13 protein-coding genes and 1 pseudogene are annotated in these 23,597 nt (G+C 36.5%); 4 read left to right on the forward strand and 10 right to left on the reverse strand.

The features are described 5' to 3' along the window. Window positions 1-197 precede the first annotated feature (197 nt). The 4 genes and pseudogenes from A3EM_RS0107400 to A3EM_RS0107415 all read right to left on the reverse strand — a co-directional run bounded on the left by A3EM_RS0107400 (window position 198) and on the right by A3EM_RS0107415 (window position 2,327). On the reverse strand, window positions 198-545 hold the full coding sequence (locus A3EM_RS0107400; protein WP_020527553.1) for a helix-turn-helix domain-containing protein: 348 nt from the start codon (window positions 543-545) through the stop codon (window positions 198-200). Between the two features lie 536 nt (window positions 546-1,081). Then, entirely contained in the window at window positions 1,082-1,666 is a 585-nt protein-coding gene (locus tag A3EM_RS0107405) for a hypothetical protein (protein WP_020527554.1), read from the reverse strand. Window positions 1,667-1,722: 56 nt separating this feature from the next. Beyond that, window positions 1,723-1,986: pseudogene (locus A3EM_RS41785) on the reverse strand (IS6 family transposase); the annotation flags it as partial. Between the two features lie 38 nt (window positions 1,987-2,024). Then, window positions 2,025-2,327 carry a hypothetical protein gene (locus A3EM_RS0107415; protein ID WP_020527556.1) on the reverse strand — a complete coding sequence of 101 codons (303 nt, stop codon included), beginning with the start codon at window positions 2,325-2,327 and terminating at the stop codon, window positions 2,025-2,027. Between the two features lie 238 nt (window positions 2,328-2,565). Between A3EM_RS0107415 and A3EM_RS0107420 the strand changes: the two genes are divergently transcribed. Continuing rightward, window positions 2,566-5,457, forward strand: coding sequence for a T9SS type A sorting domain-containing protein (locus A3EM_RS0107420; RefSeq protein WP_020527557.1), 2,892 nt, complete (start codon window positions 2,566-2,568; stop codon window positions 5,455-5,457). A 64-nt stretch (window positions 5,458-5,521) separates the two neighbouring features. Continuing rightward, entirely contained in the window at window positions 5,522-10,969 is a 5,448-nt protein-coding gene (locus tag A3EM_RS0107425; protein ID WP_026210154.1) for a S8 family serine peptidase, read from the forward strand. Window positions 10,970-11,620: 651 nt separating this feature from the next. On the opposite strand, the gene A3EM_RS0107435 is transcribed toward A3EM_RS0107425, so the two are convergent. The 5 genes from A3EM_RS0107435 to A3EM_RS0107455 form a co-directional block, all read right to left on the reverse strand. Beyond that, entirely contained in the window at window positions 11,621-13,777 is a 2,157-nt protein-coding gene (locus A3EM_RS0107435; RefSeq protein WP_020527560.1) for a pyrroloquinoline quinone-dependent dehydrogenase, read from the reverse strand. 263 nt (window positions 13,778-14,040) lie between these two features. Then, window positions 14,041-16,311 carry a xanthine dehydrogenase family protein molybdopterin-binding subunit gene (locus A3EM_RS0107440; RefSeq protein ID WP_020527561.1) on the reverse strand — a complete coding sequence of 757 codons (2,271 nt, stop codon included), beginning with the start codon at window positions 16,309-16,311 and terminating at the stop codon, window positions 14,041-14,043. A gap of 34 nt (window positions 16,312-16,345) precedes the next feature. Next, window positions 16,346-16,804, reverse strand: a complete 459-nt coding sequence (locus A3EM_RS0107445) for a (2Fe-2S)-binding protein (protein ID WP_020527562.1) — start codon at window positions 16,802-16,804, stop codon at window positions 16,346-16,348. 119 nt (window positions 16,805-16,923) lie between these two features. Further along, window positions 16,924-17,370, reverse strand: a complete 447-nt coding sequence (locus A3EM_RS0107450) for a nuclear transport factor 2 family protein (RefSeq protein ID WP_020527563.1) — start codon at window positions 17,368-17,370, stop codon at window positions 16,924-16,926. A 12-nt stretch (window positions 17,371-17,382) separates the two neighbouring features. Further along, window positions 17,383-17,838, reverse strand: a complete 456-nt coding sequence (locus A3EM_RS0107455; RefSeq protein ID WP_020527564.1) for a nuclear transport factor 2 family protein — start codon at window positions 17,836-17,838, stop codon at window positions 17,383-17,385. 186 nt (window positions 17,839-18,024) lie between these two features. Between A3EM_RS0107455 and A3EM_RS0107460 the strand changes: the two genes are divergently transcribed. Further along, complete coding sequence (locus A3EM_RS0107460) at window positions 18,025-18,939, forward strand: helix-turn-helix domain-containing protein (RefSeq protein WP_020527565.1); 915 nt, start codon at window positions 18,025-18,027, stop codon at window positions 18,937-18,939. A gap of 43 nt (window positions 18,940-18,982) precedes the next feature. Then, window positions 18,983-21,217 carry a xanthine dehydrogenase family protein molybdopterin-binding subunit gene (locus tag A3EM_RS0107465; RefSeq protein WP_026210157.1) on the forward strand — a complete coding sequence of 745 codons (2,235 nt, stop codon included), beginning with the start codon at window positions 18,983-18,985 and terminating at the stop codon, window positions 21,215-21,217. Window positions 21,218-21,852: 635 nt separating this feature from the next. Here A3EM_RS0107465 and A3EM_RS0107470 read toward each other — a convergent pair. Continuing rightward, a complete protein-coding gene (locus tag A3EM_RS0107470; protein WP_020527567.1) occupies window positions 21,853-23,355 on the reverse strand; it encodes an arylsulfatase in 1,503 nt (500 codons plus the stop codon). Window positions 23,356-23,597 lie beyond the last annotated feature (242 nt).

Genomic DNA, 23,597 nt, shown 5'->3' on the forward strand with positions numbered 1-23,597 from the left:
CCAATTCTTCTTCTTCTGTTTCCGCAGGCACAATACCGTGTCTTTCCAGCAAGAAATCAGCATAATCCAATAACTGCTCCTGTACATGAACAGGCAGTAAGGTGGCTTTATCTACTAATAATTGAACAGCTCCCATATTGATGAATATAATTTTTTACTTTAAACAAATTTAATTTATTGGTGGGTACGACCAGATTTTAAGAAACCAATTTTTGCTGCACTTCATTTTTAAACAGAAATGCATCCAGCAACTCTTTTACAATCATTTTTTTATCATCTGGCAGATTGGTAATCCGTTTGAATTGATTGACCAATTCCTTATCCCCAATTCCTCCGGCAAGCTCTTCTCTTGAACCAAACATCAGAAAATCAGTAGAAGTATCCAGTGCATCTGCAATTTTGGAAAGTANATCNGCCGATGGTTGNGAGCCTTTATTTTCATACCGACCAATCTGGGTATAATGTACACCCACTGCTTTTCCCAACTCAGACTGGGATAAAGCTTTATCTATTCTTGCTTTTTTTAGCCTTTCTGCAAAACTCATAGTTATAAAAGTCTTTATGATACTATATAAATATATAGCAAAGGCATCATAAATTCAATAAAATTAAAGCTAATACACATAATTTTGAAAGGAATATACTTATTTGCATCTATGAATATTAGTATTAATATAATGCATATACGCATAGTTTAACTAATATTTAAAAAATTTTACCGGTATACTTTTGAATTAATATATACACCCCGATAATGATATTACATTATTGGGTTTGGAGACATTGGGTTTTAGCAGTGAAAATTAACATTTGTGACACAAAAGTCCTTCTTGCTTCTCCTTCCCACATACCCAAAACCATTACGAAATTCACAATTTTTTACCCCATTGATAATTAACTAAAACCCTAGTTCAACTTTTATAAAATTCCGCAAACCATCAAACTTGAACGAATTACTACAAAAGGGGGAATACTCAAAATAATCTACGGCAAGAAATACCCCAACATCCGCACTGGCATTCTGGAAAATAGTTTTTACTTTTAAGAAAAAGGAAGCGATTTGGGAGTATTCCCGAACAACCTACAACTTAACATAATTAGGAGTTATCTCAGTCACACACACTGCTGGTATTGGAAAGGAACTATCATTCAAAATTATTTCCTTTAAAAAATGTGAAAATCCCTCAAAATCCCAAAACATAAATGCAGATCTATAATGATAATCTACATAAAGTATTAATTTTTCCTTTGAAATAAAGACATGAAATAGTTCATCTTTTGATAATTTATCGGTCTTTACAAAATTGTGTTTTTTGTTTTGAATGTAATTTCTAACGACATTTTTACCTTTTATAATTAAGGCATAATATATTCGATTTTCTCTAGGTTGATTTTTCTTATAATGATTTACAAAAAATCTTATATTTTTCCTCAATTCTAGAAACTCAGGAATTGATGATAAAAAAATTCCTTCATCTTTGAAAAGCATAGCGATTATTTGATTTTTATTATTTTTATAAACTTTTGCTCCAAAAGCCTGTTCGCTTAGTGACTTATCTTCTACCCAATGATCTTTCGAAAATAATTCTTGAATAGATTGTTCATTTAAATATTGAAACTCATAGGTTTTATCAATAGCTTCTATTCTATATTTTGTAATATCCATTTGTCTAAAAACCATTATTCTGTTGAATAAACTTAATATTTTCCTGCAACAGAGCCCAAATATTTCCACTTTACTTTCACATAAGTCTCATCTACTCGCCAGGAGTTTCCAAAACTATGCTTATTATACCATCGTAGTCGTTTTTGTATTTCTGGAGCATACTTTTGTACCCATCGATACAAGGTAGTATGATCGACTTCTACCCCTCTTTCAAGCATCATTTCTTCTAAATCTCGATAGCTAATTCCGTATTTGCAGTACCCGCGAACAGCTTGTAGGATTATTTCGCCCCTGAAATGGCGATACTTGAAATCATTCATTTTACTTTTTCTCCTCAAAGATAATTATTTATGATTTGTTACAACGGAGCCTCAATTCTTTGGTTGTGGTAAGGAGACCCATTAAGTACCCAGTAGCTTCCAGATGAATACCTTAAATTTGGTGTGGGTTGTGTACCATTAGCAAAATGAAAAAGAACAGAATGATCGGAAAAAACAGGAAAGCTATAATTATCACTGTTCAGATAATTTTTTTCAATATATATCCCATTTGACCCTGGATTAAAATCATAGACGAATTCAAGATTCTGGGCTTGGATACCAATAGGCAACAAGGTAAAGGTCAGTAAAATAATTGGGGAGATAATGGAAAGTAGTTTCATATTAAATTTATTGTCTAGTAATCGTAGAACAAGCCTGCCATTAAAAAGAAAAACTTTGACGAAAATTTACCAAATGATATAGACACAATAATAATATATGTAGCATATCCTTCCAATTTGTTTTGGGTTATTAAAATTTTTAATTTGTTAATAGAACTAAATATTTAAAATAATTAAAAATAATGCATTTTTTTTACCATTAAATGAAACCTATTGAATATCCGTACTCTTTTTCCAAATGAAATTTATACTTTCCTTAATCTTTTTCCTTTTATATTTATCTATTTCATTTTCACAACAAAGACTTACAGATTTCCATTACTCTACAAATGATAAAAGCGCTAATCCAGCATTTTTTATTAAAATGGATAATCTGTTTTTCTTTATTGCTAACCATCCAAAATTCGGGAGAGAAATCTGGGTCTCCAATGGTAAGAGTGATAGTACATTCCTATTGAAAGACATTGTTCCTGGAACTAGAGGGATATCTAATTATTCACTTTATGCGAAAAATTCTGTATTACACAAAGGAAAGTTATGGTTCATTGTGGATGAGTTGGAAAAAGGAAAACAAATTTGGTCTACTGATGGTACGACTACAGGAACTAAACAAATCACTAATTTCAAATTTGATTTTATATCAGGACTTACTTCAGTGGGTGATAATTTATTCTTCCTCAAACAGAAAGATTCCTTTCTGGAAGTTTGGTTATTGTCTGATGAAAACCAAGAACCAAAATTAGTTAAAGACGGAATATTAATTAGAAATTCTCCAACATTTACAGGGAAAAGTAGAGATACTTTTATCTTCACCTTCGATACCCCAAATAGCCATGATTCATCCATCTGGCGGAGTGATGGTACAACGGAAGGTACATTCGAAATTTTATCTGGAATAGATGGTAATGGTGCAGGTCCTAATGGAACAGGAAGCCCAACTCAATATATAGAGATGAACAATGAATTATATCTTGTTATCAGGAGTAATGATATATTTAATGGTTCAAATAATGTAGGGATTATAAAAATTGATGGTACTAAGGAAGGCATTGTTCCAATTAAAGGAGTCCATACAGGAAGTAGATTAATCAGTTTTGCAGATGTCATAGAAATAAACGATAAACTATATTTTTCTTTTTTTGAAAAGAATTTACACAGATTTTTTATTTGGGAATATAATAGTGAGCGAAACCTAACAACAAAGATTTTTGATTTTGAATCAGATAATTATTTTGCCCCTTCTAATTTAGAAAAGGCTGGAAATAATCTCGTCTTTACTAGTGGAAATTCCAATAATACAAATTCATTATATACGATCAATACAATTTCGAAAGAAATAACTGAAATAAAAGATGTCTTTCAAGTTGATCCTAATACCTCATGGTTTTTTAGTGACTACAATTTAACTAAATTATCCCTTTTAGGGGATGAGGTTTATATCATTTCACCAAAATTGGGTTCTGATAACCAGGTAATTCGTTCAGATTTCACTACATTCGGCACCTACAAAGTGCCAGAATTGACCGGTGTCCAGGAGCTATTATCCTTCAGAGGAGAACTTTTTTTTAACTCTGAAATTCACAATTGGGGCTCAGAGTTGGTTAAATATCATCCCATAACTGGTTTAGAGGGAGTTAAAAATATCAATGAAGAAAAGAGTGGTATTTTGTCTTCCAACCAAATTATTTTTTCTAATAAGCTGCTTTTTGAAGGCTCAATTGAAGATAGCCCTGCACATACATTGTATAAATATGAAGATTCCTTAGAATTAGTTAAACACTCCACCACAGAAAAACTTTTGGAAAATATTGGTGAATTATATGAATTTAATGGAAATATATTCTTCTCTGCTTCATATGATACATTAGGGTTTGAACTGTGTAAAACTGATGGATACACATTCTCTGTCGTTGAGGACTTTTCTCCTGGGAGTAGCTCAAGCAGACCACAGCATTTTGTTACTTATAATGATGAGCTTTATTTTATTATTCATAAAGAAAATGAATATCACCTTGTGAAATTACAAGATGACCAAATTGAAGTTATTCATTCCTTTGGGTTTATTTCTTCAATTATCCCAGCCCGCCCTTCAAAAATTGTCACAGACTCAAACTTTATCTACTGGACTGTAAGAAATGAACAAGGGAAAGAATTATGGAAAAGTGACGGTAGTGGCGAAGGCTCTATAAAATTAATGGAGTTTTCTGAGTGTGAAAATTTAACCATATTAAATAACAAACTATTCTTCACCTCTTATAATTATGGTGAAGAAAACCACAAGCTTTGGAAACTTGAAGAAAATAATGAAAGTCAATTTGTTAACTTGCCAATACCAATTGATCAATATATAAGACACCTTTATTTAGTAAATCAAAAAATTATCTTTCCTTCATTTAAATCCGGAACTGGATATACAATATGGCAAACCACAGAACAATTAGATGATCCAGAAAAACTTCATTTACAAAATACTCACAGTTATTATTCACCACTAAACCAGGTTCTTTCTACTTTCAAAAATAAAATGTTTTTTAGTTCATCTAATGAAAATGATGGTTTTGAATTATGGGAAACCGATGGTAGCGTACAGGGGACTAAACTTTTTAAAGATATTAATCCTAAGGGAAGTTCTTTCCCTTCAGGTTACAGGGTATTGAATGATAAATTATATTTTAATGCTTTTACTCCTGCTCATGGTGAAGAAGTGTGGGAATCGGACGGTACTCCCGAAAATACAAGAATGATTGCTGATATTGAGGAAGGGCCAGAGGGATCAAATCCGCAAAATTTTGTGTTTTTTAATGATGAAATACACTTTTGGGCCTCAACCATTGCTCACGGAATGCAATTATGGACACTTGCTGAAAAGGAAATTCTTTCATTAGGAAAAAATGAGACCTATCCTACCATCACTATCTTCCCAAATCCATCTACAGATTATATTAAAGTGGAATTTCAATCTCAGATAATTACACCTAATCAATTGACAATATTGGATATTGAGGGCAGATCATTTCCAATAAAAATTGTGGATAATAAAATATTCATTAGTCATCTACCAAAAGGAATATATATTCTGAAATTTCAACTCAAAGGAAGATCATACTCAAAGAAAATTTTGAAAAGATGATATCTTTACGAATTATTTTTAACAATCAGCTAACTAAACTATAACAACTTTAATAGGAATAGAAATGATCCGACTTTATTCTCTACTTGTTTTTTTCTTTTTTTACCAAATAGGTTTTTGCCAACAGACTTCACAATTGCCTTCTTTCGTACCCAATGAGATCATAATTTCTTATGAAAATATAGAATCTGAAAGAAGCTTCTCCAGTATTAAAAATAAACTGGAAACGGAATACTCAGGATTAGCAAATGCTTTATCTGAAAATTTAGATATTGAAATTAAAGAAAAGCATCCTGCTTTTCAATGGCTGACAAGCCAAATGATATTGAATAATCTTTCTGAAAATCAATTACTGAATAGCGATTTAAAGATAGATAGAAAAGAATTTACATTTTCTCAAAATGTCGTATTAAAATTTTCCAGCCGGGAAACGGCTGTTGAGATATTAAATAAAATTAGAGAGCAGGGACAATTTGGTAGTTATAGAATAAAGTCTGCATCATTAAATGGGTTAAATTATTTTAATATAATTCCAAACGATTCCCTATATACTGAACAATGGGCTCATAAAGTTTGTAAGACGGAAATTGCCTGGAATACTCAAACTGGCTCTTCTTCAGTGATAATCGGTATTATTGATTCAGGGGCTGACCCTATTCATGAAGATTTAACTGAAAATTTAGTTCCAGGATTTGATTTTGTAGATATTGACACCACTCTTTATAAAGAAATTGGCTTTGAATTGTATTCGGAAGAAGATTATACAAATCCGGACAATAATCCAATTGACTTTAACGGACATGGCACCCATTGTACTGGTATTATAGGAGCTACAAGCAACAATACAACAGGAATTGCTGGTGTATGTCAGAAAGCTTCACTCATGCCTTTGAGGTCTGGATTTAGTTTAAAATATAATGATACAGAAGTTAGTATTCTGGAAGATGATGACATTGCGAATGCGATTATTTATGCGGCTAATCATAATGTAGATATATTAAACATGAGCTTTGGGGGAGGATATTCTGAAATTGTAAAAGATGCCATAGATTATGCACACTCAAAAGGAATGGTATTGATTGCTGCTGCGGGAAATTCAAATTCTATTAACTTACAATATCCTGCAGGTTATTCAAATGTAATTGCTGTTGCAGCATCAAACCAATCAGATCAAAAGATCTATTATTCGAATTTTGGTGATTGGATCGATATTACTGCACCAGGTGAAAATATAATTTCAACTGTCCCAAAGTCAGGTGGGAGGTTACACCATTCATCTGGCTACAGAACTTTAAGTGGTACATCAATGGCAGCTCCTTATGTTTCCGGTTTAGCAGGGCTCATATTATCTCAATATCCATCGTATACTAATAAACAGGTAAAGGCCGCTTTAATAAATACAACAGACAATATCGACTCCTTAAATCAAGAATTTAAGAAGAAATTAGGTACAGGAAGAGTAAATTCAAAACAGGCCATAAATAATACACCCCATCCAAACATTTTTATTACTCACATTACTGTTAATGATAGTTTAGGTAATTTGAATGGAGTAATAAATCCTGATGAAACTATTTCCCTCGAGATAACTCTGGAAAATATTTGGAAGGACGCTGAAAATGTTTCGATGAAGATAAACACGAGTGACCCTTTTGTAACCTTAATCGATTCTTTTGCCTCCTTAGGAACAATAAAAACATTCACGAAAACAAGTAATAAAGAGCGTTTACTTCATTTGAAAGTTGATTCAAAAACTCCTGACAATCACGAAATTTCCCTTCATTTAGAAGTTTCCGCCACAGGATATAATAAAAAAATCCCTTTTACCCTTACAGTCAGAGTAATAGATATTATTAAAATTCCCACAGATTTTCCCTCTATTCAACAGGGAATTGATGCCGCAGATGAGGGCGATTTAATTGTTGTTGATCCTGGTCATTACTATGAAACCATTAATTTTAAAGGAAAAAATATTTCTGTAGTTTCCCGATTCTATGACAATGAAGATGAATCATATATTAAAGAAACGGTAATTGATGGTTCCAAAACAGTTGATTTATTTCCAAATGATTCTATAAATGGTAGTGTAGTTTTTATTGGAAATGGGGAAGACCATACCGCAAAATTAATTGGTTTCACACTTACAGGAGGAGGAGGATCAAATGTTCAATTGCCGGGAATGTTTACTCCTAATTATTTAGGGGGTGCAATATTGTGTTATAATTCTTCACCTGAATTAAAACATCTGAGGGTGATCAATAATCAATTAGACTCCCCAAATGGCAGTGGGGCAGGAATTTGTATTACCCAATGTACAAATGCTCCACTTTTGAATAATATTACCTTTGAGCAAAACAAAGGTTCGGCTGCTATAAATGTTTCAAGTTACAGTAAAGCTAAAATACATAGTGTTAAAATTCTCAATAATCGGGATGGAAATGGAATCCGTTTTCATACCTCCAATGGAGAAGTTATCAATTCTAAAATAGAAAATTGCATAGGTGCTGTAGCGACTGGTCTTATGGGGGTAAATGTAGAGAAATTGATAGTTTTAAACACCGAAATTACACATAATGCCAGAGGAACAGATTTTAGAGCTGCCAAATTAATAGATATCCGGAATTCTGTAATCTCAAATAACTTCCAAGATGGAGGAATGTGGGCTGTTAATTCCTCTATTAACCTTATTAATTGTACACTCGCCTATAATTTTATTTCAAATCACTATGGAGGAGGTGCCATATTTATTAGTAGTCCATCTAAAATTAATATTGTAAACTCAATCCTCTATAACAATAAATGGAGGCAATTAATAACAAATGACACATTGTCTAATTCCATCTCATTCCTAAATGATGAAGGAAGTATACTTTCAGCATTCTCTAATATAGAGGAAGGTGCTAAAGGCATTCACTTTTTTAATGGCGCAGAAAATATTAATATCGACTGGCTTGAAGGAAACATGGACACGATACCATTGTTTCATTATCCAGTCTTAACAGACTATCATTTAAAAGAAAGCTCTCCTCTGAAAGAAAAAGGCACTGCATATTTTGAATTTAATGGAGAAACCCTGGTTGCCCTTAAATCTATAGATTATATTGGGCAAAAACCGGATATGGGAGCCTATTTAAGGCCTGAATCTTTTATAAGGCCATTATTTGAGGTTAATAAAACAATTGGGCGAAACCCTTTGACAGTCAAGTTCACTAATTCCTCATATGCTTTTTTAACTTCGGTCCCAGATTCTTTTTTATGGAAATTTGGAGATGGGGAAAGTAGTAATTTAGCTAATCCAACTCATAATTTTACAGAACCTGGTATTTACACTGTTGAATTGCACGCTTTTAATGACCTTAATGAAGGCAAAATAATCAAAACGGATCTTATAAAAGTTTATGATCCGGGTTTAATTTATGTCGACCCTAAAGGTTCTGATATTTCTGGTGATGGTTCCATATCCAATCCTTTCAAGACTATCCAACATAGTATTAATATCGCAGCAGAAAATGATATAATTGTAGTTAATAGAGGAATTTACAAAGAAAATCTTTTATTAAGTGGGAAAGATATTACCCTTACCTCACAGTTTTTTTTCAGTAATGACAAAAATGATATTTATCAAACTATAATTGATGGAAATCAAAATGGAAGTGTTTTAACTATTAATAATTATGTTACCTCTGAAACAAAAATTAGAGGTCTCACAATTCAAAATGGAGCCAGGTTAGGTGAATATATAGAATATGATGGTGGTGGAATTTATATCATTGATTCAGACCCGGAAATCCATAATTGTATAATTAAAGATAATAAAGCTCGATTTTTTGGAGGTGGTATTTTTATGGAAAGTGCCAATCCAATAATAGAGAATTGCACAATTGACAACAATACCGTTGTACATTCTTATGATTATAGCAATGGAGGTGGAATTTATATTGGAAATTATGCCAACCCAAAAATTTCAAAAACTGTTATATCTAATAACTCAGCTTCAAATGAAGGAGGAGGTATATTTACCGATGGACCATCAAAACCTCTAATTGAACAAGTTACTTTTTACAATAATAAGTCAATAAATAAAAATTCAGGGGGCTTCTATCGTGGTTTTAGTACAAATTCCACTATAAGAAATAGTATCTTCTGGAATAATACTCCTAAACAAATAGATGAGTCTAGTGGAAGGATTCCGTTAAAAATCACATATTCAAACATTCAGAACGGTTACCCTGGAATGGGTAATATAAACAAATACCCACAATTTGCTGATGTAACCCAAATGAATTTTGGTTTATTGGAAGATTCACCTTGTATTGATAAAGGAGATCCGGGATCAGACTTAGATATTGATTCAACACGAGCAGATATGGGTGCATATTATTTCCATCATCAGCCTTTAAGAATAAAAAATTCTCCTTCAGATATGTACATCTGTGAATGGAATAATGTTTCATTAAAAGTTAATGCTGAAGGTCAATTTCCATTAAGTTATACCTGGTATAAAAATGATATGCTCCTTTCCGATTCCTTAGAAAGCCTGAACATTGAAAATATTAGGATTACTGACAATGGTGTTTATCACTGTATTGTAAAAGACCGATATGATAATTCGGTCACTATAAATAAAATAAATGTTTCTATCCAGGTTCAAAAGGATACAATTATGAATGTTTCAATTTGTGAAGGAGGAAGTTATTTCGCTGGAGGTAAATATCAGACCAAAGATGGAGTCTATTACGATACCTTACAAAGTTCATTTGGATGTGATAGTATTATTATTACAAATTTGACTGTAACTACCTTAGCTAAAACTAATATTATTGATACTTCAATTTGTGAGGGAAGTAGTTATTTTGTTGAAGGAAATTACCAGAATCAAGCAGGAACTTATTATGATACGTTACAAGGTTCCTTTGGATGTGATAGTATTATTATTACCAATTTAACTATAACACCCATTGTTGAAACTATTACCCATCCTACCATTTGTAGGGGAGAAAGTTATTTAGTTGGAAGCAAATCTCTGAAGGAAGCAGGAGTTTATTATGATACTTTATCTGGGTTTTTAGGATGTGATAGTGTTATTATTACTAACTTATCAGTAACACCTAATTCTGAGACAATAATTGATACCACAATATGCCTAGGGGAAAACTATTTTGCGGAAGGAGATTATCAAATGGAGACAGGAGTTTATTATGATACCTTAAGGAACCAATTTAATTGTGATAGTATAATAATATCTCATTTAAATTTTTCAGTATGCACTGGTTTAGATAGAATGGTTTCCACTGATCAAAAATATATCTATCCTAATCCTTCTAAGGGTACTATAAATATCGAAGTTAAGAAGTTTGAGGAAATCATTATTTACGACATCAATGGTAAAGTTTATGGAAGGTTTAAAAATAAAAAAATAGATATCTCAAATTTCCCTAATGGATTATATATGATTCTAATAAAAATTGATTCAAAGAATAATTTTGCAGAAAATATACTCCTTACTAAATAATATAATTGGGTTACCAAGTTCGGAACCATAAAAAACCGTGGGGCAGTTTAATTTTTTGGTAAAATGACCTGAAACAAAAGTATAAATAATCGAATAAAAGATATGCTTATTTTAATATTTTTAAATAATGATAACCCCTAATTATGTTAAGTGGTTTTTTTGACTGTTGAAAGACCCTTTTTTAAAGTTATATAGAAATTTTCAAAATACTGCTCCTGATTTTTATTTTTTCTTGCCGTAGATTATTTCGCCCTTTCCTACTTTTGGCTTATTTTATTAAAGTTCAGCTTTTTACCGAATTTTATAAAAGTTGAACTAGGGTTTTAGTTGATTATCTGGGTCGTGGTTTCTTGCCATTTTCGTAACGGTTTTGGGAAGGAGAAGCTGGGAAGGACTTTTTTGTCACAAATAGTTTTTTTTAAAACAATTGGATATGTAAAATTAACCCTTTTATAGGATTTAGAACTTACATCCATCAACACAATTGTGTATTGTTTTTGTAAAAACTTTTCTACTGATTCAGCACCGACCCAATATAGAAAAAAAATATTAATCATTTTTCTATAATAACATCTGGGAGAGATGTGGGGTATCTCAGGTAGGTTTCTCTTCACTTGTCTCCAACCAACTCTCTTTTTTAGGTAAAAGTAGCTATGGCAAAGCAAACGCTATAATTGAACCTGATGGGTTTTCTGTTGTTCCACCGACCGATAATGCCACGTATTGTTTTCCATCGATAGAATATGAACAAACATTTGCATTGTTTGCTGCGGGCAACTCCTTTTCCCATATTTTTTCGCCTGTTTTCTTATCAAAAGCCCATATTTTTTTATCAGAAGCACCACTGATGAAAACCAATCCACCAGCGGTCACCATAGGGCCGGAACGAGCGAGCAGGCCAGTTTCTGGACCTCCATCTAGCTGCAACTCAGGGTCATTGCCCACAGGAATCTGCCATTCATATTCACCTGTGGTCAAGTTCAATGCGTTCAAGGTATTCCAAGGGGCCTTCAGTGCCGGATTTCCACTAGGGCCGCTCCATGTCCTATATGGTGTAATATTCATATATCTTACAGGTTTTTCTTCATCGGCACTAGTTTCTGCTTCTTCTGTCATATCATCTTCCAATTCATACAAAAATGCCAAGATACCCCTTTCTTCCCGTTCGGTAAGTACTCCTTTGTATCCCGGCATCATCCCGCCACCCTGTCGTATTTTATCCAGGACTTCGTTTTCGGATACTTTGTCCTTTATACCTACCAAAGTGGGAATAGTGGGCCCAACCCCTTTTTTATCGACCCCATGACATGTTATACAGTGTTTTTCATAGGTTACTCTTCCCAGTTCAAAACGGGTATTGTTCTGTGCTGCAAAGTGTTTATCTGCATCTACGATGGTTTGGATTTCCGGTAGGTTGTTCCCTCTGATATAAAGAAAATCCATTTCGGGGTCATAAGCCAGACCACCCCAGTTCGCTCCGCCCCTAGTAGCAGGTATTGACAGGGTACCCTTTAGGTCTGGTGGAGTAAACAGGCCTTCGTATCGTACAGATCTAAATTGCTTCAAAATGGAATCATGGCCTGCCTCGGAATAATGGTTCAAGTCATCCTTGGTCATCGATTGGCGTACGAAAGGTGCCGGTTTCAGTGGAAAGGGCTGTGTTTCATATGCCACCTCACCAGGGAGGTTGGAGACTGGAACCTTTCGTTCTTCCACGGGAAATATGGGTTCACCTGTTTCACGGTCTAGCACAAAGATAAAGCCCTGTTTCGTTGCTTGGGCCACAGCATCGACCTCTTTCCCATTATGGGTTATGGTCACCAGGTTAGGCGGACATGGCAGGTCATAGTCCCAAATATCATGATGAACAGTCTGAAAATGCCATTTGTAATTTCCAGTAGCAGCATCCAAGGCCAAGACACAATTTCCATAAAGATTTGCACCGAGCCTGTCAGCACCATAAAAATCATAAGAAGGGGATCCCAACGCTAAAAAAACCATACCTCTATCCTTATCGATACTCATTCCAGCCCAACAATTGGCGCCCCCTGCATATTTGTAGGCGTCCTGAGGCCAAGTTTCATAGCCCGGTTCGCCAGGATGGGGAATGGTGTGAAAGGTCCAGACTAGTTTACCTGTTTTTACATTATAGGCTCGGACATAGCCTGGAGGTGCCCCATAAAAATCAGGTAGTCGCGAACCTATAATAATGAGTTCTTTGTAAATACTTCCAGGAGTGGTCAAAGTGACCGAAATTTTTTCTGGATCATCGCGGACCCCGATATTTAGGTTCACCTTTCCATTCTCTCCAAAGGAGGTGATAAGTTCCCCTGTTCCTGCATCAATAGCCATTAAATAGTTGCCGGCCGAATACAAAATTCTTTTATCGTTACCATCCTCCCAGTAGGTTACCCCTCTGCTAGCGGCCGTTGGTTCGCCTTCTCCCAGTGCTTTGAAAGCCCATATTTTTTCACCTGTTTTGGCATTGATGGCATATACAGTCTGATTTCTGGAATTGGCGTACATCACCCCATCGATGATAATTGGATTAGCCTGACTCGACACGGCAGGCTTTTCTCCGGCAGGCACATCATCGGCATAAAAAGTCCAGGCAGTCTCCAACTGATTTACGTTGGATATAGTTATTTGATCCAAAGGGGAATAACTTGATGCCTTGGCATCTGCTTTGTAGGTGTTCCATGTGTTGCTCGGTAGGTCTCCCCCTTTCTTACAAGTGACGAGCAAAAGAACAATAAAGATACCTGTTCCATATTTTTTGATTTCTTTCATTATGTTTTCGGTGATCATTTTGATCCATTTTTCGAGCTAATGGGTTCATATATAATATTAAGGTTTCATCGAAACACTACTGTTTACTTCTCTATTTAAACAAGGCTATGGGAGATATTGAGTATGAATTTGCTCACAGTTAATGATTCCTGTAAATGAGTGATTCTTTTAAGAATTTATCCTCATGTATAAGTTTTAAATAGGGCAAATAACTTGTCAATAGATCGTTACCATTTTTAATTTTTCCTAGTCTTGCCTACCCAAAAAACATCAAGAAATAATTAACTCCCAGTCCCTTTGATCTCAAGATCGATGTTATTCCCCAAAAATGGTTGAGTATACCGTCTTTGCCCAGTAGCTTTGTAAAGGGCATTGGCCACTGCCCCGAAAATGGGAGGGAACGGAGGTTCTCCCATACCGGTGGGAGCTATCTCGTTTTTTACAAAGTGAACCTCGATTTCCTTTGGTGCCTCTCGCATCCTAATCATACGGTACCTATCAAAATTCTTTTTCTGGGGTACACCTTCCTTAAAGGTCATTTCCCCGAAAAGGGCATTGCCAATACCATCGACCACACCACCTTCCGCCATGTTGGCTGCTGCATCGGGGTTCACCACTATACCACAATCAATAGCGCAGGTCACCTTTTTTACCACGGGCTTTTTGTCTTCGATTACAAGATCCAGTACATGTGCCGCATAAGACCTATGACAGAAATAAGCAGATACGCCCCTGTAAACATTTGCTTCTTTGTTGCCCCAGTCAGCCTTCTCTTTTACCAGTTCCAAGACTCCAGCATAGCGATCAGCATCATAGTCGTTGTTTTTACCTACCGGATTATCCTTAGCCTTCCTCAGCAGCTCTAATCTAAAGTCTATGGGGTCTTTTCCTGCTATCTCGGCAATCTCATCCAAAAATGATTGTTCGGCCCCTGCCATGAAATTGGAACGTGGAGCACGGAAAGCACCAATCGAGATATTGGAAGGGATTTCCCATTCCTCGGCCAGATAGTTCTCTACTGCTCCAGCAGGGAAGCGATCTGCAAACAAGGGACTTTCAGGGACACCACCTGCCTTTACATGTATCCCTATAAGATTGTTGTTCTCATCAAATGCTGCACGATAGGTAGCCCTATAGGTCGGCCTATAGATACCATTGGTCATATCGTCTTCCCTAGAGTACATCAGTTTTATCGGGGCATTCATTTTTTGGGAAATTAGAGCTGCCTCTATCATGTAATGGGAATAGGCACGTCTTCCAAACCCTCCACCCATACGGGTCATCTCAATGTCGATGTCCTCAGCAGGTATACCTGTGCTTGCCGATATGGCAGGTTCTATAAAACCAGGGGCTTGTAAGGGACCTGCTATAAAGACCTTTCCGTTATCTACATGGGCAAAGGTATTGATAGGCTCCATGGTATTGTGTGCAAGATAAGGTGCGGTATAGGTGCGTTCGATTACCTTGGCAGCCTTAGCAAATGCAGCCTCTGGGTCACCGTCCTTTCTAACAATTTTACCGGGTTTTTTATCATATTCCGTCATCATAGCCAGATGGTTCTCTGTACTTTCCAATCCAGCGGGAATGGTCACACTGCGGGTATTCCCCCTGGCATCAAATTTCTCTTCGTAGGTCTTGAAAGGTTCCCATTCCACTTTTAGTTTTTTCTTAGCCTGCATCACTTCCCAAGTGGAATTACCGACAATGGCAATCAACTCAGGAAATGCATTTGTATCGAAACCACCCTTCACAAAATCCTCTGGATAGGCCTTGATCGTGAACACATCCTTGATGCCCGGCATGGCTTTGGCCTCGGAAGCATCAAAAGATTTCAATTCCATACCAAAGGCTGGCGGATGTTCTACCATGGCGTACTTCATACCTTCCTTATAGTAGTCCATTCCGAATAGAGGCTTACCAGTTATGATATTTTTGCCTTCTACATTTTTTTGGGAATGACCAATTATCTTGAAGTCCCTAATCTCCTTCAATTTCACCTCATCAGGTACGGCAACCTTTGATGCAGCATCTGCCATTTCACCATATCCTGCCGACTTGCCGGATTCCTTATGGTAAAGCTTACCAGCATCGGTAGTGATTTCCCTAGTAGGCACTTGCCATTTTTGAGCAGCAGCCTCTTTGAGCATATGCCTTGCTGTGGCACCTGCCATCCTTAAGGATTCCCATCTTGACATCATGCCCCTGCTACCACCTGTAAATTGAAACCCGTACATATCCGCATTATATGGGGCCTGTTCTACCAACACGTTTTTCCAGTCCACGTCCAGTTCCTCAGCGACAACCATAGGCATCGAGGTCATCACGTTCTGTCCAAACTCGGGGTTGGGAGACATGATAGTCACCAGGCCATTGTCCCCGATCTTTAGGTAGGCATTTATATCAAACCATGCATCGGGCATGGCCATTATTTCTTCTACAGGCTGTGACTGGCAGGACGCCAGCCAATTAAAGCCCAGAATGATACCACCACCCGCAAGGCTTGTGTTCTTTAGAAAGGAGCGCCTTCCTACTTTGGTCTTTATAAATGACATTGGATGAATATTTTTTAGTTAAAATAAATCTGTATCAACTCATTTTGGCAGCAGTCTTGATGGCCGCTTTGATACGAGTATAAGTCCCGCAACGGCAGATATTGCCCTGCATGGCATTGTCTATATCCTGGTCACTGGGGGAAGGGTTATCCTTGAGCAAAGCGGCAGCACTCATTATCTGTCCTGCTTGGCAGTAGCCGCACTGGGGTACGTCATGTTCTATCCATGCTTTTTGCAAAGGATGATCGGTCGTTTCGGAAAGCCCTTCTATAGTGGTTATCTTTTTTTCTCTTATGGTCGAGATAGGCAATACACAGGCCCTAACCGCAGTACCGTCCAAATGTACTGTACAGGCACCACATTGGGCTACCCCACAGCCGTATTTTGTGCCAAAAAGCTGTAGATGGTCACGGAGCACCCATAGCAAAGGTGTTTGAGGATCTACGTCTACTTCCCTTACCTTTCCGTTGATGTTCAGTTTAAAATTTGCCATATCTTATTTTAGTTTGACTTTTTTTAATAGCCTCAATTATAACCGAAGACTGTATAAAATTGATAAAATTATTGGAGGTTTTGACAAATAGACTTAGCAATACCAAATTCATTTTTTGGTCAGTCCCTTTCGAGCAGCTTACTAAATGTCAGGTTTACCAACTTCCATTTATTATCTTCCTTTAAATATACCTCAGTGACCATAAAGGGGTTGGTTACTTCATTATTTCCTACTACCGCTAGGAGTGTAATCCTGTTCCAGAGCATAACCGTGGTTTCATTCAACACTTCTACCATTACTTCGTGCACATCGGCCTTCTTGTAATGGATACCACCGCTCCTTATAATATTTACCTCTCTATCTTTACCCCAAGTACCGCCCATATGAACAAACTTGGCCTTATCATGAAAAAGATATGCAAGTTTATCGGCATCCTTGTTGGCCATCCAGTGCCATTTCTGCTCAGATAGCTCCATAATTTCCTTTTTGACATCCATAGCCTGTGCCAAGGCCAACTTATTAATTAATAGTAGAAACCATAAGCTGAGAATTATTCTTTTGTACATGAGGCAGTTTTCTTAATGTTCTATTTTATGTGTATCGCGCACGCTACTAAATGTCAGGTCAAGTAATTTCCAATCTCCCCCTTCTTTTTTGTAAAATTCGGTTACGGTAAACTCATTGGATACGTCATTGCCACGAACGTGCGCCATAAGGGTAATCCGGTTCCAAAGGACAGCAGTATCATCACCGAATGTTTCAACGGCCACATCGTGCACATCTGCTTTTTTATACCATATACTTCCCGTTTCGATGATATCGAGTTCACGTTCCTTTTTCCATGAACCGCTCATATGAACAAACTTGGCCTTATCATGAAAAAGTGTCGCTAATTTATCCACATCCTTATCTGCCATCCATTGCCATTTGTCTTTCGAAAGTTTTTTAATTTCCTTTTCAAGGGTCAGATCCTGTGCATAGGAAATCTGTATATATGAAAGGATCAAAAAAATTACCATTACAGTTCTCTTCATTTCTTTTCTAGTATTTAAATAATAAATCAGGAAAATGCAGACAAAAACTTTTAAGAATTTATCTATTTACAATTTTACACCTTATTTTTTTTGAGATTGGTATACAGATTACGTTTATGGATACCATTATTACAGGTAGAGGTAGAAAAGTCTTGGTCAAAACCTTAAATTTAAAGAAAAATAGTTATGGCTATGTCCGATCATAAGATATTCGATACCGTCAAATCTTATAATGATTTCAACGATCATCCCACTTTACACCCATTGGTAAGTGTACTTGACTTCTCAAAGGCCAAACCAAGGACAGGCCATAGGATGATGTTTGGGTTATACACCATTATCCTAAAAGAGGTAGATTGCGGTAACTTGATATATGGAAAACAAAACTATGATTATCAAGAGGGCACACTGGTGTTCTTAGGTCCAGGTCAGGAGGTAGATGTGACCAATAAATCAACTAAATACCAACCTATGGGAAGAGGATTGGTATTTCATCCTGACCTTATCACAGGTACGTCATTGGCAGGACAAATAGAAGGATATGGTTTTTTTTCCTATAATCTTAACGAAGCCCTCCATTTATCCGAACAGGAACAACATACGATACTTGATTGTCTGGAAAAGATAGAACAAGAATTACAGCGCCCTGTCGACAAGCACAGTAAAAGGCTCATTACTTCTAATATCAATTTATTCCTTGATTATTGCCAACGTTTCTATGATAGACAGTTTATTACCAGAGAACATGTAAACAAGAGTGTAATAAGGGTTTTCGAGAAATTACTGAATAATTACTTCCATTCGGAAAAACCTTATTCTGTTGGGTTACCTTCGGTCGGTTATTTTGCAGATGAACTTCATCTTTCGGCAAACTATTTTGGTGATTTAGTGAAAAAAGAAACTGGACAGAGTGCACAGGAATACATCCAGACAAAACTGATAGAGATAGCCAAGACTAAGATTTTCGGCACTGAAAAATCGGTAAAGGAGATTGCCTTTGAGCTTGGGTTCAGATATCCCCAACATTTTAGTAGATTGTTCAAACAAAAAGTAGGTATCTCACCAAATGAATTTCGGAATTCAGGAAAAGAGGGATATTGAATAGCAAATATTGTATTTTGTTTTCAAAAGTATAATAAATAAAATGTCGAAGGTAAACACTACATTCAACAGAAGGTCTTTTTTGAAAGTTACGACCATGACTGGTGGTGGCCTTGTACTGGGTTTTAACTGGCTGGCCTCGTGCCGTTCAGGAAATGGTGAAACCTCCTCTGATGTAGCCAATGAATGGTTAGATATCAATGCATATCTAAAAATAGCTACTAATGGAAAGGTTACTATCATGTCCCCAAATCCTGAGGGTGGGCAAAATGTAAAAACCTCCATGCCCATGATTGTTGCAGAGGAACTGGACGTGGACTGGAATGACGTCATCGTGGAACAAGCACCTTTGGATACCGGACTGTACACCCGTCAGTTTATTGGAGGCAGTCAGGCAATCAGGCATGGTTGGAAAGGATTGAGAACAGCGGGAGCTTCTGCAAGACAAATGTTATGCGGGGCTGCAGCAAAGTATTGGAACGTGCCAATAAGTGAGATAACCACTGAAAAAGGAATACTCAGACATGATAAGAGTAGCAGGACTACTAGTTATGGCGAAATGGCCACTGCTGCTTCTAAAATACCCGTTCCAACTGAAGTACGGTTAAAAGAGATCAGTGATTTTAAGATTGTCGGGACCTCACGAAAGAACGTAGAGACAATGAATATCGTAACAGGTAAGCCTCTATTCGGTATGGACTATCATAAGGAAGGTATGTTGTTCTCTATGATCGTACATCCCCCTGCATTTGGTATGAAACTGAAATCTTTTGATGCTTCCGAGGCCAAAGCCATGCCTGGCATCAAGGATGTGTTCAAGATCAAGGTACTCAATGATAATTATGAACGGCAACACTTCGATACTTGTACTTTTTTAGAGGTCGTGGCAATAGTAGGTAATTCCACCTGGGAAGTGATGCAAGCCAAAAAAGTTATTGCTGTAGAATGGGAGCCTTTCGAGACTTACAGCGAGGAAAGAAAGCCCTTTGGAAGACCTAAGAGGACCCTGACTATTCCTGCAGGTCTGGAGGGCACTGATGGACACAGGGCCATCATGGACAATAATACAGAAGTTGCGAAACAGGTCGTACGTAAGGATGGAGATCCAGATACCGCATTTAAAAAGGCCAATAGGGTCATAGAAAAGAGCTATACTGCTCCTTTCCTGGCACACAATTGCATGGAACCTATGAACTTTTTCGCAGATGTAAATAATGGGAAGGCAGAACTGGCTGGACCACTTCAAAAAGCCGAGCTTACAGAACATGCACTTTCTGAACGTCTAGGGATACCAATTGAGAAAATAAACATACAAATGACCCGTCTTGGAGGAGGTTATGGCAGACGGTCTTATGCACATTGGGCAATAGAGGCCGCCATTATTTCGCAAAAAGTAGGGGCACCTATCAAGTTGATCTATTCCCGTGAAGATGACATGACAGGGGGTATATACCGTTCTACTTATCGTGCTACTTACAGAGCAGCACTCGATGAAAACAATAACCTGATAGGATTTCATGTAAATGCTGGTGGTATACCTGAAAGTCCTTTATATGCAAATCGTATCCCTGCTGGAGCAGTGGAAAACTATCTCGCAGAAAGCTGGTCAGTTAACAGTAATATTACGATAGGTTCTTTTAGGGCACCAAGATCAAATTTTATGGCCAGTGCTGAGCAATCCTTTTTGGACGAACTGGCCGAAGAGATGGGAAAAGACCCCATAGACTTTAGGTTGGAACTACTCAAGAAGGCCAAAGAAAAACCAGTAGGTGAAAAAAACGATTATGATGCAGACCGCTATACTGGGGTCTTGGAACTGGTTCGTGAGAAATCCGGATGGGATAACAAGGGTAATAAAAGTATGGGCGTATCAGCTTATTTTTGTCACAATTCTTATGCTGCTCAAGTCCTGGAATTAAAGATACAAGAAGGTAGACCGGTAATAGAAAGGGTGTGTTGTGCGGTTGACTGTGGAATAGTAGTTAATCCTGACGCAGCATCCAATCTTTCAGAAGGAGCCATTGTAGATGGTATAGGTAATGCATTGTTTGGCGAGTTAACCTTTAAGGACGGGGTGCCCCAGAAAAAGAACTTTGATAAGTACCGTATGATCAGGATGCGAGAGGCACCAAAAAAGATAGACATTCATTTTGTTAAGAGCGATGTGGATCCGACAGGTCTGGGAGAGCCAGCATTTCCGCCTGTTTTTGCTGCATTGGCCAATGCACTTTATCAAGAAACAAGAAAAAGATTTTATGATCAACCTTTCAAGATATGATTTCTTGAGACATATATTTATTGGAAACTTTATATGGGAGATTTTTTTCTGGGAAAACCAAATAGATTGTATTTTACCATTTGGGTTCTCCTTACATGTTGATGGGAATAGTTCGTTCTGTATTTATATAAAAATTTGGAATTCAATAATTTGACCTAGTCGACAGAAAGAGGTAGAAAGTCGTGTAGAGAATAAATAATAGAGTTTATAAGTTTTTAATAATCAGTAGATAACACTACTTTTTCCTCTAATTTTCATGTCCAAAAATTAGATCGTTTTATAGTATTGAAATTTGGACATATTTTCAATATCATAGGCTATGATGTACTTAGAAACTAAAAAAGTTTCTAATCTTCGAAAGAATGATCAAGAAAACCCATTATATAATGGTCTCAAATGATAAATTTAGACAATTGAAGTTATTATTATTTAAAAAGTTCTATCAAATTTCCTACACGACTTTTTCCCTTTTTCTGCCGTTTGGGCCTCCATTTGGGGAGAATGTTTTCGCAAGCAAGAAGGCATTCTTACCCAACCCTATCTTATTTTGCTGGCATTTAGGAAACTAAAACGTTTGATAAAATTCAGTGGATGCAGAATCACACTGAATTTTATCAAGTATTATTGTAATAGTTTTATTGCTTTGGGGTAAAACTACCAGGCTCCTGTCTTACTGGAAATTTTTCAAATGTAGCCATGAAATTGGCAACCAGTTTTTGTACAGGTACAAAAACGAACATATGTCTAACTAGCCAATCATCATAATATGAGGATTCTAAGTGTGCTTGTTCAAAAGGATCTGCATATAAGTCTATTAGCAGTGGAGCTTTTCGAGGTTCCTGTGCATATAGCCAACTTCCTAATCCTTCGTGAGTTTGAGTTGAAAAATGGAACTTAAACCTCTCGTATCGTACAGCACCTAAACTACCATCATCTACAAAGGCAAAAAATTCTTTTCGAGGCCCTTCTTTTTCCTTACCTGTTAAGTATGGTAAAAAGTTGTAACCATCTAAATGTACTTTATAGGTTGTTTCTCCTGACTTATAACCCTGAAGAAGCTTTGATTTAATATCATTTTCACCAGCTGCTGCAAGAAGTGTAGGCAAACAATCTTCTAAAGAGATAATTTCATTACTCACTTGTCCACCCTGTATCTGTTCAGGCCATCGTATCAAAAAGGGAACTCTAATTCCACCTTCCCAAGTAGTAGCCTTTTCCCCTTTAAACGGGCTGGTTCCACCATCAGGCCAGGTGAATTTTTCTGCACCGTTATCTGTGGTATAAATTATTATAGTATTTTCATCAATACCTAGTTCCTCCAATTTATTTAATAAAATCCCCACATGATTATCATGTTCAATCATACCATCTGCATAAATACCCAATCCCGTTTTCCCTTCAGACTCTTCTTTCAAATGTGTAAAAATATGCATCCGAGTAGTATTAAACCATACAAAAAATGGCTTTCCAGCACCATGTTGCTCATCAATAAAATCAAGGGTAGCTTCTAAAAACTCCTCATCTATAGTTTCCATTCGTTTTTTGGTTAAAGGCCCTGTATCTTCCACCTTACCATCAGCTGAAGATCGGATTACACCTCGTGGTCCATAGTTTTTTCTAAAGGCTGGATCCTTAGGATAATCAGGATTCTCAGGCTCTTCTTCAGCATTTAAGTGGTATAAGTTTCCAAAAAACTTATCAAAACCATGGTTAGTAGGTAAAAACTCATCCAAATCCCCAAGGTGGTTTTTACCGAATTGTCCAGTTGCATAGCCCATGGGTTTTAATAACTCTGCAATTGTTGGGTCTTCCTTTTGCAATCCTAGTGGATCTCCAGGCATACCTATCTTAAGTAAACCTGTCCTTTTAGGGCTCTGACCTGTAATAAATGCCGCACGACCAGCTGTACAGCTTTGTTGACCATAAGCATCTGTAAAGCGGATTCCCTGATGAGCAATCTTGTCAATATTAGGTGTTTTGTATCCCATCATGCCACTATTGTAACAACTTGGATTAAACCATCCAATATCATCTCCCATAATTATTAGAATATTGGGCTTATTTTGGGCATTTAGGTTTGTTCTGAATATGGTTAGTAAAACCAGCAAAACCAAACATGAAATTTTATTTGTTTCCATTTAAATTATTGGTGATTTTTAGTAAAAAAATAGTGTATTATAAGAGGTTTATTTTGTAGATATTTGTATTCAAATATTATAAATGTTCTAAAGTAGTCACAATTTTTTTAATTTATTTTTTGGAAACTCAATTTAGAAGAAGAATGATTTAAATATTAAAGTGGAGATAAGATCAGAACCTAAAATGCTCCGTATTATAAAATTGTAAATTTGACTTAAAACGAAGTTGCCTTTTTATTTAC

The sequence above is a fragment of the Flexithrix dorotheae DSM 6795 genome (assembly GCF_000379765.1).
GTDB classification, from domain to species: domain Bacteria; phylum Bacteroidota; class Bacteroidia; order Cytophagales; family Flammeovirgaceae; genus Flexithrix; species Flexithrix dorotheae.

Excerpts from the sequence above, each read along its gene's own strand:
- A3EM_RS0107425 (WP_026210154.1), top strand. The coding sequence starts at position 5,522 with ATGATCCGACTTTATTCTCTACTTGTTTTTTTCTTTTTTTACCAAATA.
- A3EM_RS0107415 (WP_020527556.1), bottom strand. The coding sequence starts at position 2,327 with ATGAAACTACTTTCCATTATCTCCCCAATTATTTTACTGACCTTTACC.
- A3EM_RS0107470 (WP_020527567.1), bottom strand. The coding sequence starts at position 23,355 with ATGGAAACAAATAAAATTTCATGTTTGGTTTTGCTGGTTTTACTAACC.
- A3EM_RS0107420 (WP_020527557.1), top strand. The coding sequence starts at position 2,566 with ATGAAATTTATACTTTCCTTAATCTTTTTCCTTTTATATTTATCTATT.
- A3EM_RS0107440 (WP_020527561.1), bottom strand. The coding sequence starts at position 16,311 with ATGTCATTTATAAAGACCAAAGTAGGAAGGCGCTCCTTTCTAAAGAAC.
- A3EM_RS0107405 (WP_020527554.1), bottom strand. The coding sequence starts at position 1,666 with ATGGATATTACAAAATATAGAATAGAAGCTATTGATAAAACCTATGAG.
- A3EM_RS0107460 (WP_020527565.1), top strand. The coding sequence starts at position 18,025 with ATGGCTATGTCCGATCATAAGATATTCGATACCGTCAAATCTTATAAT.
- A3EM_RS0107455 (WP_020527564.1), bottom strand. The coding sequence starts at position 17,838 with ATGAAGAGAACTGTAATGGTAATTTTTTTGATCCTTTCATATATACAG.
- A3EM_RS0107450 (WP_020527563.1), bottom strand. The coding sequence starts at position 17,370 with ATGTACAAAAGAATAATTCTCAGCTTATGGTTTCTACTATTAATTAAT.
- A3EM_RS0107465 (WP_026210157.1), top strand. The coding sequence starts at position 18,983 with ATGTCGAAGGTAAACACTACATTCAACAGAAGGTCTTTTTTGAAAGTT.
- A3EM_RS0107445 (WP_020527562.1), bottom strand. The coding sequence starts at position 16,804 with ATGGCAAATTTTAAACTGAACATCAACGGAAAGGTAAGGGAAGTAGAC.
- A3EM_RS0107435 (WP_020527560.1), bottom strand. The coding sequence starts at position 13,777 with ATGATCACCGAAAACATAATGAAAGAAATCAAAAAATATGGAACAGGT.